The sequence below is a fragment of the Streptomyces sp. NPDC087787 genome, from assembly GCF_044743035.1.
GTDB lineage: Bacteria > Actinomycetota > Actinomycetes > Streptomycetales > Streptomycetaceae > Streptomyces.
Map to the genome: position 1 here is coordinate 1 of NZ_JBIUVQ010000025.1, position 14,894 is coordinate 14,894.

A 14,894-nucleotide genomic window follows, 5' to 3' on the forward strand; every position below is an offset into this window, starting at 1 on the left:
AAATCTGCACCCGGCACCTGCCCCGCGTGATGGCCGGCCTGCGCAATCTCGCCATCGGCGTCCACCGCCAGGACGGCCACACCAACATCGCCGCCCTCCGCCGCACCGGCCGTGACCACCAGCGGCCCCTCACCGCCCTCGGACTGACCTGACGAACCCGGACACAAGATCACTTCTCAAAGACCCTGAGACGCCACCGGGCGGGGTCACCAATGCGCTTCAGGCGTTGGTGAGCCGATTACGGAAGAAGTTGGCCGGCCTCGAGAAGGGCAGGGAGCTCTCGCGGCTCGTCGGTCATCCCTACGGTTACCAGCTCGTCGTCGGCGAGGAGGAACTGGACGCCGCCTCCTTCGTCGCGGCCGTGGTCAAGGCGCAGGCGTCCGGCGGCAAGCCGTGTGAGGTCGTCGACATGCTGCGAGTGGCCCTGAACCAGTGGCGCGGCCCCGTGTTCGGCGGAGAGTCCGGCGGCCCTCTTTGTCGCGCGGCGGCGGCCCGGTACGAGGAGTACCGGATCCGTGCCCTGGAGTTGCTCTTCGAGAACGAGCTGGCCCGGGGTAATCAGCCCGGCATACTGGGCGAGCTGCGAGAGACTCATGCCGAGAACCCTTTGCAGGAACGCTTCTGTGCACAGTTGATGGTCGCCCTCTATCGGTGCGGTCGACAGGCCGAAGCCCTCGCCCTGTACCGCGAGATGTGGTCCAGGCTTGCCGACGAGTTGGGTATCGAGCCCTCCATCGAACTGCGCCGGACCGAGCACGCGATCCTCACCCAAGAACTGGCGATGTCCGCCTGACACCTCGTGCGGACCTGGCTGCGAGCAAGCGCTCAACGGCCTCCGTTCCTCTCGTGACCCACCTGATGCGGTCGCTGAGGAGCGGAGGCCGTTGGCATGGGAGACGGTGGCGCCACAAGAGGGAAACCGCTCTTCGCGTGCGCGCGACGGGCCTGGCCCACGCCTGGACGGCCAGGCCGCAGGCCCGGCAGGCCGATGGGACCCCGGGGCCGGCGGTGGATCCGCACGGCGGCCATCCACCGGTTGTTGCTGAACTCGTCGATGCGGTCGGATGTCCCCGGGGCCGTGACCGCTTTCCTCTCGCGGCCTGCCGGCGACGTCCGCCGGTTCCACGCCCACCGGACGTTGCCGCGGCCGGAGCACGGCGACGGGCCCGCAGGATCTGCTGCGGGCCCGTCGGTCTCCCCTGCTCCGTCAGCCGCCCGGGGGGAGGCGGGGGATGTCTCTTGCCCCGAGGCAGCCGATGGTGCGGGAGTCTGTGTCAGCTCTCGGCCGGTGCCATCGACTTCTGGGCCGACGACTCGGCCTCAGCCGTGTCCGCCGGCCGGATCTGACGGAGCGCGAGGAACGCGGTGAGCGTACCGGCGAAGATGAGCGCCGACGCGATCAGCACTCCGGTGTGGTAGCCGTCCAAATAGGCCACCTTGGGCCCGTCGCCGGAGCTGATCCGGCTGGCCGTCACCGAGCTGACCACGGCTCCGAGCACCGTCACACCGCACAGCGCCGACATCTCGCGGAAGGCGTTGAGCACGCCACTGGCGACACCCACCTTCGTCACGGGCAGCGCGCTGGCCACGGCGGTCTGCAGCGGAGTCACCGCACCGGCGCCGATACCGACCAGGATGAGCGCGGGCTGCAGCTCCCAGGCGCGGGCACTGTCGCCGGGGATCGCGAGCAGCGCCAGACCCACGGCGGCGATGATGAACCCGGTGAGCACGGTGCGCATGAGGCCGAACTTCTCGGCCAGCTTGCCCGAGACCGTGGCCACAACCGCCATGACCACCGCCAGCGGAATGAAGACGGCGCCCGCCAGGACGGGCGAGAAGTCCAGCACGTTCTGCAAGTACAGCGACGTGTAGGCGAAGACGCCCATCATGCCGCAGCCCCACAGCACCAGTGCCGCCGTACCCCAGCTGAAGGTCCCGTTGCGGAACAGCGTCAGGTCGAACATGGGGTCCGTGAAGCGGAGCTCCACGAGGCAGAAGACGATCAGCGCCACCACGACCGCGGCGAATGCCCCCAGGATCGGCGCCGCCGTCCAGCCCTCCTTCGGACCCTCGATGAGGGCGTACGTCAGGCCGAACAGCACGATGCCCGAGCTGACCAGACCTGGTGTGTCCAGTCGCCGCGACTGTGTGACGCCCGAGTTGCGGTCGATCGACCACATACCGATGGCGACGGCCACCACGCCGATGGGCACGTTGATGAAGAAGATCCAGCCCCAGTCGATGAAGCGGGTGATGACGCCGCCGACGATGGGCCCGAAGGCGAACGACAGTGCGATCACCGCCCCCCACAGGCCGATCGCCTTGCCACGCTCGCGCTCGTCCTTGAAGGTCGCCAGGATGATCATGAGCGTTGCCGGAGTGGACAGCGCCGCGCCCACGCCCTGCAGGGCCCGACCGGCCAGCAGCATGCCGAAGGAGTCGGCGAGCCCTGCGAAGAGCGACGCGACCGTGAACACGGTGATGCCGATCATCAGGATGCGCCGGGTGCCAATCAGGTCGGCGAGTCGCCCACCGAGCAAGAGCAAGGACGCGAATACCAGCATGTAGGAGCTGATAATCCATTCGATCCCGGAAATCTCCAGATCGAGATCTCGGCCGATCGAAGGAAGTGCGACATTCACGACGGTGTTGTCGAGCTGGGCCATGAAAGTCGAAAGCAGTACGGTGGTGAGCGACCACCAGCGCTTCGATTCCGCCGTGGAACCCCCAGAATTGGGGGACAGCCCGGCGGATGCACCTCCGGTACTCATGTGGGTTTCTCCCTGGAATGTTTGACGCAGGCGAATGCCAACCCTGTCGGGCGCGCGCCTTCCAGGGTCATTCCAGGTTGCTGTGCGGCCGGCGCCTGTGTCGATTACCCACCAGGTAATATCTCGGGAGGTTCGGGAGGTAATATCTCGGGCCGCCGCGTCAGTGAGGAGTCAGCCGGCCCTGGCACCCTTCCAGCATTCCCGTCCGATACCGGGCGGCCCGGAAATCCATGCGACCCCAGGGGGAAGGATGACGGCAAGCCGTGCCAGGCCGAGCTCCGTCCTGATCATCGCCAACTCCGCTGCCGGAGCTGTCACCACGGACCGGGTCCTGGAGGTACTGGAACTGTGCGCCCGGCGCTGTGACACCGTGACGGTGGAATGGGTCGGCCGTGAGCGGCAGGAGCTCGTGGAAAGCCGGACCGCCCGGTCCATGGCGCACGCCGACATCGTGGTGAGTGTGGGCGGCGACGGAACGGCCCGCTGGACGGCACAGCTGATCGTGGCCGCGGGAGCCGGCGCCGATGACCGTCCGGCCCTGTTCGTGGTTCCGTTCGGCACGGGGAACTCCAACTACCGCAATCTATGGGGCAGCGACCGCCCTTGGCACGAGATCCTCAGCGCCGCGCTCGACCGGCCCAGGCCCACGGTGCGCCGCCTGGACATGGCTCGTGTGGCGGAGACGGGCGAGCTGATCCTCCTTGGAGCGGGCTCCGGACTCGTCGCCGACGTGCTGGTCGTGGCCCGAGGTATCGAAGCCACCGGCCGCGCCCGGTACCAGGCCGCGGTCGAACGGTCGGCACTGACCCATACCCCGTACGAGGGCAGGGTCCTCGTGGACGGCGTGGAGGTCCAGCACGGGAAGACCATGCTGGTCAACGTGGGCGGCGGACGATACCGGGCCTGGCAGTACGACCTGCTGCCACAGGCGGAACCGGACGACGGACTGCTGGACGTGTGCGTGGTCGGCGACTCGGCCGATCCGGCCGTCCTGCCGGACCTGCTGCGCCAGGGTCGGCACACGGGGCAGCCGGGCAGCGTCTACGCCCGCGGGCGCGAAGTGGTGATCGAGCGCACGGACGGGAACCCCCTCCTGTTCGAGCACGACGGCGAACTGCGTCCCGCTACCGGTACCCGCGTCACGATCGAGGTGGTACCCGGCATCCTGCCCGCGGTGTCCGTCGGGGCCCCCGCATGACGGCGACCGAGGAGCTCTCGGCATGGGCCGCCGCGCTGCGGCCCGACGACGTACCCGAGCATGTGTTGGACCTGGCGCAGAGCCAGATCCTCTCCCAACTGGCCGCCATCCGGGCGGGGCTGCGCCACCCTCTCGGCAGACGACTGGTCCAGGCGTACGGTTCGCCGCTGGCGCCCGACCCCCGGCAGACTGCCTGCGTGCTGGCCGCGCTGGGCTCGTGGCTGAACTTCGACGACACCGCTTACGCCGGCCACCTCTCCAATTCCACGGTGGCGGTACCGGTGGCCTATGCCCTGTCCGGTCGGCTCGACGGAGCTGGCCTGCTGACGGCCGTCGTCGCCGCGAACGAATGCGCCGCCCGCATCACCGCCGCGGCGACGCTCGGCCGCTTCCGCGGCCAAGTCGCTGTCCACACCCACCTCGCCGGCGGCATCGTCGCGCGGCTGCACGTGGAGTCGGCACCCACACGGCACTGGGTCGACGCCCTCGGCATCGCCTATACCCTGCCGCCATGGACGCTGTTCCCGGGCTTCCTGGGAAGCGACGCCAAGCTCGTCCACGCCCTGGCCGCGGTGCGGGCCGCCATGGACGCCTGCGACGCCGCGCACGCGGGACTGCACGGCTCACCGGAGATCCTCGAACACGCCGACGGATTCCTCCGCCACTTCGCCACGGTTCCGTTGGCCGAGACGGTCACCCAGGAACTGGGGCGCCGGTGGCACACCGAGACACTGTCGTTCAAGGTACGGCCGGGCGGCCCCGGGATCGACGCTGCGGTCGACTGCGCCTTGGACCTGACCCGCACCCACGGCCCGCTGCGCGCAGAGGACATTGAACAGGTGACCGTCGCCGCCAGCTACTACACGGTGTTCGCCGGCCGCCATGCCAAGCCCTATGCCGACTCCCCGGACGCACCGCTCAGCGCGCTGCTGCTGTCCGCCCCCTACGCGGTGGCCACTGCCCTCCTGGAGGGTGACCTCACTGTGGAGGACTTCTCGGCTCCGCGGGTCCGCGATGCGCGGCGCTGGCAGCTGGCCCAGCGGATACGGCTGGAACATGATCCCGATATGACGCGCGCACTGCTGCGCAGCGAGGCCCCGTTCGGGGAGGCCCTGCGACAGGCGGGGGCAGCCGGCCGTACGTGGCTGGAGCAGTTCGGCGGCGAGCGGCTCACGGAACTGCTCGACCCGGCGGATGAACCCGCACCGAGTTTCGGGGAGGCCACGAAGGCCACGCCGGCCCAGGTCACCGTGCACATGCAGGACGGGCGGACATACTCCACCCGCCGGGATATCCCGGTCGGCGCTGCCGGCCCGGAGACGCGCCGGAACCACGGCCCGCTCGTCCGCGGGAAGTTCCTGACCCAAGGTGGCTCGTCGGCGGTCGCGGACGCCTGCCTCCGACTGCGGCATGCCCCAGCCGAGAAGACCGCCCGAACACTGCGGGACGCCTTGGACGATCTCGTCTGACACCACCACTTCACGAGGAGCTTTGCCGCATGCATGTACTCGTCACCGGAGGCGCGGGTTTCATCGGGTCGGAGTTCGTCCGCAGCCTGCTGCTCCGTGGTGCCGCGGACGTGACGGTGCTCGACGCGCTCACCTACTCGGGAAACACCGCCAACCTTGCTCCGGTCGTCGGCCACTCCGGCTTCACCCTGGTCCACGGCGACATACGGGACGCCGAACTGGTCGATCGGATCATGCCGGGCCACGACGCCGTCGTGCACTTCGCCGCCGAGTCCCACGTGGACCGCTCGATCGCCGGCGCGGCACCGTTCGTCAGCACCAACGTGCTGGGCACGCAGGTCCTGCTGGACGCGGCCATGGCACATGGCATCGCACGGTTCGTCCAGGTCTCCACGGACGAGGTCTACGGGTCCATCCCGGAGGGGACGTGGGCGGAGGACCAGGCGCTGGCGCCCAGTTCGCCCTATTCCGCATCCAAGAGCGGCGCAGACCTGCTCGCCCTCGCCTACCACCGCACGCACGGCCTGGACGTGGTCGTTACCCGCTGCTCGAACAACTACGGCCCCTATCAGTTCCCCGAAAAGCTCATCCCGCTCTTCCTCTGCAACCTGATGGACGGACTTCGGGTCCCGTTGTACGGCGACGGGCAGCACGTCCGGGAGTGGCTCCACGTCGAGGACCACTGCAGGGGCATCGAACTCGCCCTGACCCGCGGCCGGCCAGGGGAGGTTTATCACATCGGCGGCGGAGCCGAGATGACCAACCAGGAGCTGGTCGGCCGGCTGCTGGCCGCCTGCGGCGCGGACTGGAGTGCCGTCGACCGGGTCCCGGATCGCAAGGGCCACGATCGGCGTTACGCCCTGAACTCCGACAAGAGCCGTATCGAGCTGGGGTTCGTCCCGCGCATCGCCTTCGACGAGGGACTGGCCGCGACGGTGGCCTGGTACCGGGAACACCGGTCGTGGTGGGAACCCCTGCGGGCACGAGCGGCGGTCGGCGTATGACGCGCTGGCTGGTCACCGGCGCGGGCGGCATGCTCGGCAGGGAACTCGTGGACATCCTCTCGACGGATCCCGGGGCGCAGGTCGCCGCGGCTGCCCGCACCGCGCTCGACATCACCGACACCGCCGCCGTGCGCAGGGCGGTGACGGGCCGTGACATCGTCGTGAACACGGCCGCGTGGACGGACGTGGACGGAGCCGAGTCCCAGGAGGGGGCGGCCACCCGTGTCAACGGCGACGGGGTCGGTGTGCTCGCGGCGGCCTGCGCGGCCACCGGGGCACGGCTGCTGCAGATCTCGACGGACTACGTCTTCGCGGGCGACGCGCACACGCCCTATCGGGAGGATGCGCCCCTTGCTCCGGTCAACGCCTACGGTCGTAGCAAGGCGGCGGGTGAGGCCGCCGTCGGGGAGCTCCTGCCGGACGCCGGCTACGTGGTGAGGACCGCCTGGCTCTACGGGCGGCACGGCAGAAGCTTCCTGCGCACCGTGCTCGGCCGGGTCGCCGCGGGAGAGCCGGTCCGCGTGGTCGACGACCAGTACGGCCAGCCCACCTGGGCTCGCGCACTGGCCGAGCGGCTGGTCCTGCTGGGGAACCGAGCAGTCCGCGGACAGGCGCCGGCAGGGATCTACCACGGTACGGCGTCCGGGCAGGCCAGCTGGTACGAGCTCGCTCTGACAGCGGTCCGGTCGGCAGGTCTCGATACCCGCCTGTTAGGGCGCGACAGCGCCGGGAACCTCACCAGACGCGCGGTCCGCCCTGCGTACAGCGTGCTTGGCCAGGAGGGGTGGGACCGCGCGGGGCTTCCGCCGATGCCGCACTGGACGGACATGCTGGGGGAGGCACTCGCCACCGGTGGGTTCGTGATGCCGGGGACGCGTCACTGAAGTGGCCGGATGCGGGAGGCGGCGGCGGCGTGATCCGGGGCTGCGAGGCGAACGCAGTCCCGGCTCGTGCCGCCGCTCAGTGCTCCTGCCGTACCGACAGCGACGTCGTCCAGTCCCTGACGGTGCCGTGCTCCGGGAGCAGCCGGGCGGCGCGTGCCTCGGCCAGGGTGGGCGCGGCCTCGTCGCGAGGGGAGAGGACCGGGTCGGCGGCCGGCCAGTCGATGCCCAGGGCCGGGTCCAGCGCGTGCACGGTGTGCTCCCGCTCAGGCGCGTACGGCGTGGAGCACAGGTAGGCGACGCACGCATCGGGCGTCAGGGCACAGAATCCGTGCCCCAGCCCTTCACTGATCAGCACGGCCCGATGCGCGGTGTCGTCCAGCTCCACCCCGGTCCACTGCCCGAAGGTGGGCGAGCCGACCCGGATGTCGACGATCACATCGAAGACGGCTCCCCGCACACACGTCACGTACTTCGCCTGGCCGGGCGGGGCGTCGGCGAAATGAATCCCGCGGATCACACCCCGGGCCGATACGGACATGTTGGCCTGGGCGAGCCGGAACCCACGGCCGGCAGCATCCTCGAGCCCGTCGGCCCGGTACCACTCCAGAAAACGCCCCCGGTCGTCACGGTGGATACGCGGGGAGACTTCCCAGGCACCCTCGATGGCCAGGCGGTGGATCTGCACGGGGTGTCCTCTCAGGGCTGTCGACTCGATGGCCGGGTTCTTCGGGGCCGGGCCGGAGCTCAGCGGTGGATCTGCACGTCGCTGTGATCCCCCAGAACCAGCCGATGGCTCTTGGGCGCCGCATGGGCGGCCGTCACCCGGGCCCTGCGGCCGATGAGCGACGCCTGAATACGGTGGACCCCCTCGATGGCCGCATCCGCCAGAACGATGGAGAACTCGATCTCACTGCCGTGGATACGGCAGCCTTCCGCCACCGACGTGAAGGGGCCGATGTAGGTGTCCGTGACCTGGGCGCCCGGACCGATCACAGCCGGGCCGACGATGCGTGAATTCTCCACCCGTGCCCCGGGCGAAATGGCGACGCGGCCCACCACCTCGGTCCTGTCGTCGACGAACCCGTCGTGCTGCGGCTCGATCGCCTCCAGGACCTGCCGGTTGACCTCCAGCATGTCCGTGACGTTTCCGGTGTCCTTCCAGTACCCGGCGACCCGCGAGTGCTTGACCTGGTATCCGTCGTCGATCAATTGCTGGAGAGCGTCCGTGATCTCCAGCTCTCCTCGTGCGGATGGACGGATACGGCGAACGGCTTCGTGAATGCTCGCGGTGAAGAGATAGACCCCCACCAGAGCGAGATCGCTCTTGGGGTAGGCCGGCTTCTCCTCCAGCCGCACGATCCGGCCCGTGTCGTCGAGCTCCGCGATGCCGAAGGAGGCTGGATCCGAGACATGGGTCAGCAGGATCTGGGCATCCGGACGCTGCTCATGGAAGTCCCGCACGAGATCCGAGATCCCGCCCACGATGAAGTTGTCACCGAGATACATGACGAAGTCGGAGTCGCCCAGGAAACTTCGGGAGATCAAGACGGCGTGAGCGAGCCCCAGCGGCTTCTCCTGCGGGATGTAGGTCGCCCGCAGCCCGAAAGAAGATCCATCGCCGACTGCCTTCTTGATTTCGTCCGCGGTGTCGCCCACTACAATGCCGACTTCGGTGATACCCGCTTCAGCCAGCGATTCCAGGGCATAGAACAGCACCGGTTTGTTGGCCACCGGCACCAGCTGTTTGGCGAAGGTATGGGTGATGGGGCGCAGTCGAGTACCGGAGCCTCCGGACAGGACCAATGCTTTCACGGCACCTCCCGAGTTTTCGTTGAGAATCCTCGCCGAAGCCACTGACGCCGTCCTGACGCCCTGCTGATGATTCAGACCTCTTACCCGGCAGGTAATGGACGCGGCGCCGGGTTGGCCTGTCGAATTGCCGTAAGGAGGTAATCGACAATGCGTGTGCTCATCGCTGCCTCGCCCGGGATAGGGCATATATTTCCGGCCGTACCGCTGGCCTGGGCCCTTCGCCTGGCCGGCCACGAGGTGCTCGTGGCGACCGGGGGCGACGGCCTCGCCGTGCGCGAGGCGGGCCTGCCGGTCGCCGATGTGTGCCCCGGCCTCACCCTGGTGGACATCGTCAAGACGACGGTCGTCAGGCATCCGGCGATGTTCGCCGAATTCAGCACCGCCCGGTTCACGGACTTCGCGGACTCACTGCCGTACTACGCGCAGATGATGAACGATCAGCCGGCGATGATGGACAGGTATGTCCAAGTGGCCGAGAAGTGGCAGCCGGATCTGATCGTCTACTCGGCGCTCACCGTCGGCGGCCTCGTCGGCGCGGCCAAGCTCGGCATCCCCGCAGTGGAGCACGGTTACGGATTCTTCCGCACCGAGGGATATGGCCGACGCCTGCGGGAGCTGAACGCCGAGGTCTTCGACCGCCACGGGGTGGACCTGCCGGAGCGGATGCAGTCCATCGACATCGCCCCGCCCAGCCTGGTCGGCGAGGTCTCCTCCGGCTGGCCGATGCGCTACCTGCCGTACAACGGCGGGAGCCACGTGCCCGATTGGCTCCTGGAGGAGCCCCGGCGTCCCCGCATCGCCGTCACCCTGGGCACAACAGCGCCCGGGCTCGGGGGACTCGACCGGGTGAACCGGATCATCGAGCTGGCCGGCGACATCGACGCCGAGTTCGTACTGGCCCTCGGAAACACGGACACGTCCGCCCTCGGCCCCGTTCCGGGCAACGTCCGTATCGAGGGCTGGGTCCCCCTGAACCTGCTGTTGCCGAGCAGCGTGGGGATCATCCACCACGGCGGCTCGGGCACGACGCTCGCGGCGCTGGACGCCGGCGTGCCGCAGATTCTGCTGCCGGACGGCTCCGACCGGCATGTCAACGCCGACGCTGTGGCCGCGCGCGGTGCAGGTCTGTCCGCCCACATTGACGATGTGACGAAGGATTCCGTCGACGCCCTGCTCCACGACGACGCGCTACGCGTGACCGCCGCCGAGGTACGGGACGAGATGCACGGCATGCCTGATCCGCGGCAACTCATCGCGCGACTCGAGGCGATCATCTGACCAATGACCTCAGCGCGGCTGCGGGTCAGAGCTCTGTTGCTTATCATGCCAAGAGTGATCCCTATGGATGCATCATCGGCAGCGGAGCTGGGCGAGTTGGTTCGCAACTGGCGTCGCCGGCGGAAGCTCAGTCAGCTGGAACTCGCCTCGCGCGCTGAGGTTTCCGCGCGGCACCTCAGCTTCATCGAGAACGGCAGGGCGAAGCCGAGCCGTGAGCTTGTCCTGCGCCTGTCCGAGCAACTGGAGGTGCCGGTCAGGCAGCGCAACACCCTCCTGGTGGCCGCCGGTTACGCCCCGCAGTACGAGGAGAACTCGCTCGGCGCACCCCGCCTCAGCGCGGTCAGGGAGTCCGTCGACCGCCTGCTCAGCGCCCACGAGCCCTATCCGGCCTTGGTGTTCGACGTGAACGAGACGGTGGTGGCCATGAACGACGCCGCCCGTCGACTCATGGCCGGAGCCTCTCCTGTTCTATTGACCCCTCCGATCAACCTGATGCGGCTGGCTCTGCATCCTCAAGGCTTGTCCCAGTACGTGGTCAACCAGGCGGAGATGCGTGCCCAGCTACTGGCTCGCCTGCACAGGCAGTTGGTCCACAGCGGTAGTGAGCAACTGCGGATGCTCTACGAAGAGGTGTCCGGCTATCCCTACCTGCCCAACCCCAACGGGGACGGGGACGGGGACAGCGGAGACGACGTTTTGTCGTGCCTGATCGTCCACAAGTTCGACACTGAACTGCGCCTGTTCAGCACCGTCACCACCTTCGGGGCGGCGACCGACATCACCGTGGCGGAACTGTCGCTGGAGATGTTCCACCCGGCGGACGCGCGTACCGCCGATGCGCTCAAGGAGGCTGCCGTACAAGGGAGCTCCGCTCGGATGGCAGCATCGATCAGCGTGTGACGTGTCCCCGGGAGCCGTCAGTGGCGAAAAAGGGAGGAAAAGGAGTCAGGGCGCACCCACGCAGCGCAGTGGCAGTCCGTCCTCGTCGAAGGTCTCCCCCACAAGTGGTGGGCGCGCAGCGGCACTTCTGAGATGCCGATCAGATAGGCCCCAACAGGCGGCCCAGCGGCGTCATGTGGTCGCGTGGTTCGACGCCTTCGGCCGCGAAGTCGCGGGGTACCACCGGCATTCGAGGACGACGTAATCCTCCTCACCACCCGGTGGTGAACTCCGAGGCGAGCACGGCGTCCAGAGCGCCAGATCCCGGAGTCCATCGGCGGAGGCAGTTCGCAACACGGAAGCAGAGACTGTCTTCCTGATCCGTTCTGTATGCGTCAGCGGGCGGTCAGCGCGGCGTAAGCGGATGTTGCGAGTATTTCTTCCGTAAGGCGGCAGCCAGGACATGGGAAGTGGCTGTACCTCGTCGGGAGAGGTACCCGAAGCGGTCTAACGGGTCCCGGGTTTCTCCGGGAGGGTCTTAAACGGCCCGCGCAGGTTCAAATCCTGCCCTCTCCGCTGTCCGATCGCCTGGTCTCGGCCGAATTGGTCCCAGCGCATGGGAATGAGGGCACAGAATGGCCTCTGCGGAGGATTCGTGAGCCGGGAAATGAGCGGTAAGGACGTCCGCCGGCTGGACCGGGTGATCATTCGTTTCGCGGGGGACTCGGGCGACGGTATGCAGCTCACCGGCGACCGCTTCACCTCGGAAACGGCGTCCTTCGGCAATGACCTGTCGACTCTGCCGAACTTTCCGGCCGAGATCCGCGCCCCGGCAGGGACTCTGCCGGGTGTGTCCTCCTTCCAGCTGCACTTCGCCGATCACGACATCCTGACGCCGGGCGACGCGCCGAACGTGCTGGTCGCGATGAACCCGGCGGCGCTGAAGGCCAACATCGGCGATCTGCCGCGGGGCGCGGAGATCATCGTCAACACGGACGAGTTCACCAAACGGGCGATGCAGAAGGTGGGGTACGAGACCTCGCCGCTGGAGGACGGCTCGCTCGACGGCTACAGCCTCCATCCGGTGCCGCTGACGACGCTGACCGTCGAGGCGCTGAAGGAGTTCGACCTCACTCGTAAGGAGGCCGAGCGCAGCAAGAACATGTTCGCGCTGGGCCTGCTGAGCTGGATGTACCACCGGCCGACCGAGGGCACCGAGAAGTTCCTGAAGTCGAAGTTCGCCAAGAAGCCGCAGATCGCGGCCGCCAACATCGCCGCCTTCCGCGCGGGTTGGAACTTCGGCGAGACGACCGAGGACTTCGCCGTCTCCTACGAGATCGCCCCGGCCACCACGGCCTTCCCGGCGGGCACCTACCGGAACATCTCCGGCAACCTCGCCCTGTCCTACGGACTGATCGCCGCGTCTCGCCAGGCGGACCTGCCGCTGTTCCTGGGCTCGTACCCGATCACCCCGGCCTCGGACATCCTGCACGAGCTGTCCAAGCACAAGAACTTCGGTGTGCGGACCTTCCAGGCCGAGGACGAGATCGCGGGCATCGGCGCGGCGCTGGGCGCGGCCTTCGGCGGCTCGCTCGCGGTGACCACGACATCCGGCCCGGGCGTCGCCCTGAAGTCCGAGACCATCGGTCTTGCCGTGTCGCTGGAGCTGCCGCTGCTGATCGTGGACATCCAGCGCGGCGGCCCGTCCACCGGTCTGCCGACCAAGACGGAGCAGGCGGACCTGCTGCAGGCGATGTACGGCCGCAACGGCGAGGCGCCGGTCCCGGTGATCGCCCCGTGCACCCCGGCCGACTGCTTCGACGCGGCCCGGGAGGCGGCGCGGATCGCGCTGACGTACCGCACGCCGGTGATGCTGCTGTCGGACGGCTACCTGGCCAACGGCTCCGAGCCCTGGCGGATCCCGGAGCTGGACGAGCTGCCGGATCTGACCGTGCGGTTCGCGCAGGGGCCGAACCACACCCTTCAGGACGGCAGCGAGGTCTTCTGGCCGTACAAGCGCGACCCGCAGACCCTCGCCCGGCCGTGGGCGATCCCGGGCACGCCGGGCCTGGAGCACCGGATCGGCGGCATCGAGAAGGAGGACGGCACGGGCAACATCTCGTACGCCCCGGCCAACCACGACTTCATGGTCCGCACCCGCCAGGCCAAGATCGACGGCATCGAGGTGCCGGACCTCGAGGTGGACGATCCGCACGAGGCGAAGACGCTGGTGCTGGGGTGGGGCTCGACGTACGGCCCGATCACGGCCGCGGTCCGCCGGCTGCGCAAGGTCGGCGAGTCCATCGCACAGGCGCATCTGCGTCACCTGAACCCGTTCCCGCGGAATCTCGGCGCGGCGCTCGGGCGTTACGAAAAGGTGGTGATCCCCGAGATGAACCTCGGTCAGCTCGCCACCCTGGTCCGCGCGAAGTACCTGGTGGACGCCCACTCGTACAACCAGGTCAACGGTATGCCGTTCAAGGCGGAACAGCTCGCCACGGCTCTCAAGGAGGCCATCGATGGCTGAGACGTCCGCGGAAGGCACGGGCACGATCGAGGCGCTCTCGCTCGTCCCCAAGGCCGAGGCACGCCAGTCCATGAAGGACTTCAAGTCCGATCAGGAAGTGCGCTGGTGCCCCGGCTGCGGTGACTACGCGATCCTGGCCGCGGTGCAGGGCTTCATGCCGGAGCTGGGCCTGGCCAAGGAGAAGATCGTCTTCGTCTCGGGCATCGGCTGTTCGTCGCGCTTCCCGTACTACATGAACACCTACGGCATGCACTCCATCCACGGGCGTGCTCCCGCGATCGCGACGGGGTTGGCCTCGTCGCGGCGGGACCTGTCGGTGTGGGTGGTGACCGGTGACGGTGACGCGCTGTCGATCGGCGGCAACCACCTGATCCACGCACTGCGCCGCAACGTCAACCTCAAGATCCTGCTGTTCAACAACCGGATCTACGGCTTGACGAAGGGCCAGTACTCCCCGACCTCCGAGGTCGGCAAGATCACCAAGTCGACGCCGATGGGCTCGCTGGACACGCCGTTCAATCCAGTGTCGCTGGCGATCGGCGCGGAGGCGTCCTTCGTGGCCTGCACGATCGACTCCGACCGCAAGCACCTCACCGAGGTGCTGCGCGAGGCGGCTGCCCACCGGGGCATGGCGCTGATCGAGATCTACCAGAACTGCAACATCTTCAACGACGGCGCCTTCGAGGTCCTCAAAGACAAGCAGCAGGCCGAGGAGGCGGTGATCCGCCTGGAGCACGGGCAGCCGATCCGCTTCGGCGCGGACCGCTCGCGCGGCGTGGTCCGGGACCCGCAGACCGGTGACCTGAAGGTCGTCACGGTGACCGCGGAGAACGAGTCGCAGATCCTGGTCCACGACGCCCACTCCGAGTCCCCGACCACGGCATTCGCCCTGTCCCGCCTGGCCGACCCGGACACCCTGCACCACACGCCGATCGGCGTGTTCCGCGCGGTGGACCGGCCGGCGTACGACACCCAGATGGCCGACCAGCTGGACTCGGCGATCGAGCAGAACGGCAAGGGGGATCTGGCGGCGTTGCTGGCGGGTGGGGATACCTGGACGGTCGTCGGCTGA

12 protein-coding genes and 1 tRNA gene are annotated in these 14,894 nt (G+C 68.4%); 10 read left to right on the forward strand and 3 right to left on the reverse strand.

Annotation, left to right across the window (positions count from 1 at the left end; all coding sequences use genetic code 11):
• Window positions 1-250: 250 nt before the first annotated feature.
• Window positions 251-793: a BTAD domain-containing putative transcriptional regulator gene (locus tag ACIOWN_RS30295; RefSeq protein ID WP_401983912.1), complete on the forward strand. Its 543-nt coding sequence runs from the start codon at window positions 251-253 to the stop codon at window positions 791-793.
• 481 nt (window positions 794-1,274) lie between these two features.
• On the opposite strand, the gene ACIOWN_RS30300 is transcribed toward ACIOWN_RS30295, so the two are convergent.
• Window positions 1,275-2,771 (reverse strand): MFS transporter, encoded by a 1,497-nt coding sequence (locus tag ACIOWN_RS30300; RefSeq protein WP_401983914.1) that lies wholly within the window; start codon window positions 2,769-2,771, stop codon window positions 1,275-1,277.
• Window positions 2,772-3,021: 250 nt separating this feature from the next.
• Between ACIOWN_RS30300 and ACIOWN_RS30305 the strand changes: the two genes are divergently transcribed.
• Genes ACIOWN_RS30305 through rfbD form a run of 4 tightly spaced genes read left to right on the forward strand, consistent with a single transcriptional unit; the run spans window position 3,022 to window position 7,326 of the window.
• A complete protein-coding gene (locus ACIOWN_RS30305; protein ID WP_362355195.1) occupies window positions 3,022-3,969 on the forward strand; it encodes a diacylglycerol kinase family protein in 948 nt (315 codons plus the stop codon).
• A complete protein-coding gene (locus tag ACIOWN_RS30310) occupies window positions 3,966-5,438 on the forward strand; it encodes an MmgE/PrpD family protein (protein ID WP_362355198.1) in 1,473 nt (490 codons plus the stop codon). Before ACIOWN_RS30305 ends, ACIOWN_RS30310 begins: the two co-directional genes overlap by 4 nt.
• Window positions 5,439-5,467: 29 nt before the next feature.
• Window positions 5,468-6,442 carry a dTDP-glucose 4,6-dehydratase gene (gene rfbB / locus ACIOWN_RS30315; RefSeq protein ID WP_362355201.1) on the forward strand — a complete coding sequence of 325 codons (975 nt, stop codon included), beginning with the start codon at window positions 5,468-5,470 and terminating at the stop codon, window positions 6,440-6,442.
• Window positions 6,439-7,326 carry a dTDP-4-dehydrorhamnose reductase gene (gene rfbD, locus ACIOWN_RS30320; RefSeq protein ID WP_362355204.1) on the forward strand — a complete coding sequence of 296 codons (888 nt, stop codon included), beginning with the start codon at window positions 6,439-6,441 and terminating at the stop codon, window positions 7,324-7,326. Before rfbB ends, rfbD begins: the two co-directional genes overlap by 4 nt.
• Before the next feature lie 76 nt (window positions 7,327-7,402).
• Here rfbD and rfbC read toward each other — a convergent pair whose 3' ends face one another.
• Together rfbC and ACIOWN_RS30330 are read right to left on the reverse strand one after the other, a co-directional pair.
• A complete protein-coding gene (gene rfbC / locus ACIOWN_RS30325) occupies window positions 7,403-8,005 on the reverse strand; it encodes a dTDP-4-dehydrorhamnose 3,5-epimerase (protein ID WP_362355396.1) in 603 nt (200 codons plus the stop codon).
• A 65-nt stretch (window positions 8,006-8,070) separates the two neighbouring features.
• A complete protein-coding gene (locus ACIOWN_RS30330; RefSeq protein ID WP_362355207.1) occupies window positions 8,071-9,138 on the reverse strand; it encodes a glucose-1-phosphate thymidylyltransferase in 1,068 nt (355 codons plus the stop codon).
• A 147-nt stretch (window positions 9,139-9,285) separates the two neighbouring features.
• On the opposite strand from ACIOWN_RS30330, the gene ACIOWN_RS30335 reads away from it, so the two are divergent.
• From ACIOWN_RS30335 to ACIOWN_RS30355, 5 genes are all read left to right on the forward strand, one after another.
• Window positions 9,286-10,416 (forward strand): nucleotide disphospho-sugar-binding domain-containing protein, encoded by a 1,131-nt coding sequence (locus tag ACIOWN_RS30335; RefSeq protein WP_401983916.1) that lies wholly within the window; start codon window positions 9,286-9,288, stop codon window positions 10,414-10,416.
• A 63-nt stretch (window positions 10,417-10,479) separates the two neighbouring features.
• Entirely contained in the window at window positions 10,480-11,316 is an 837-nt protein-coding gene (locus tag ACIOWN_RS30340; protein WP_362355213.1) for a helix-turn-helix transcriptional regulator, read from the forward strand.
• A gap of 466 nt (window positions 11,317-11,782) precedes the next feature.
• Window positions 11,783-11,871 (forward strand) — tRNA-OTHER (locus ACIOWN_RS30345).
• 46 nt (window positions 11,872-11,917) lie between these two features.
• Complete coding sequence (locus ACIOWN_RS30350; RefSeq protein ID WP_401983918.1) at window positions 11,918-13,822, forward strand: 2-oxoacid:acceptor oxidoreductase subunit alpha; 1,905 nt, start codon at window positions 11,918-11,920, stop codon at window positions 13,820-13,822.
• Entirely contained in the window at window positions 13,815-14,894 is a 1,080-nt protein-coding gene (locus ACIOWN_RS30355) for a 2-oxoacid:ferredoxin oxidoreductase subunit beta (RefSeq protein ID WP_401983920.1), read from the forward strand. Before ACIOWN_RS30350 ends, ACIOWN_RS30355 begins: the two co-directional genes overlap by 8 nt.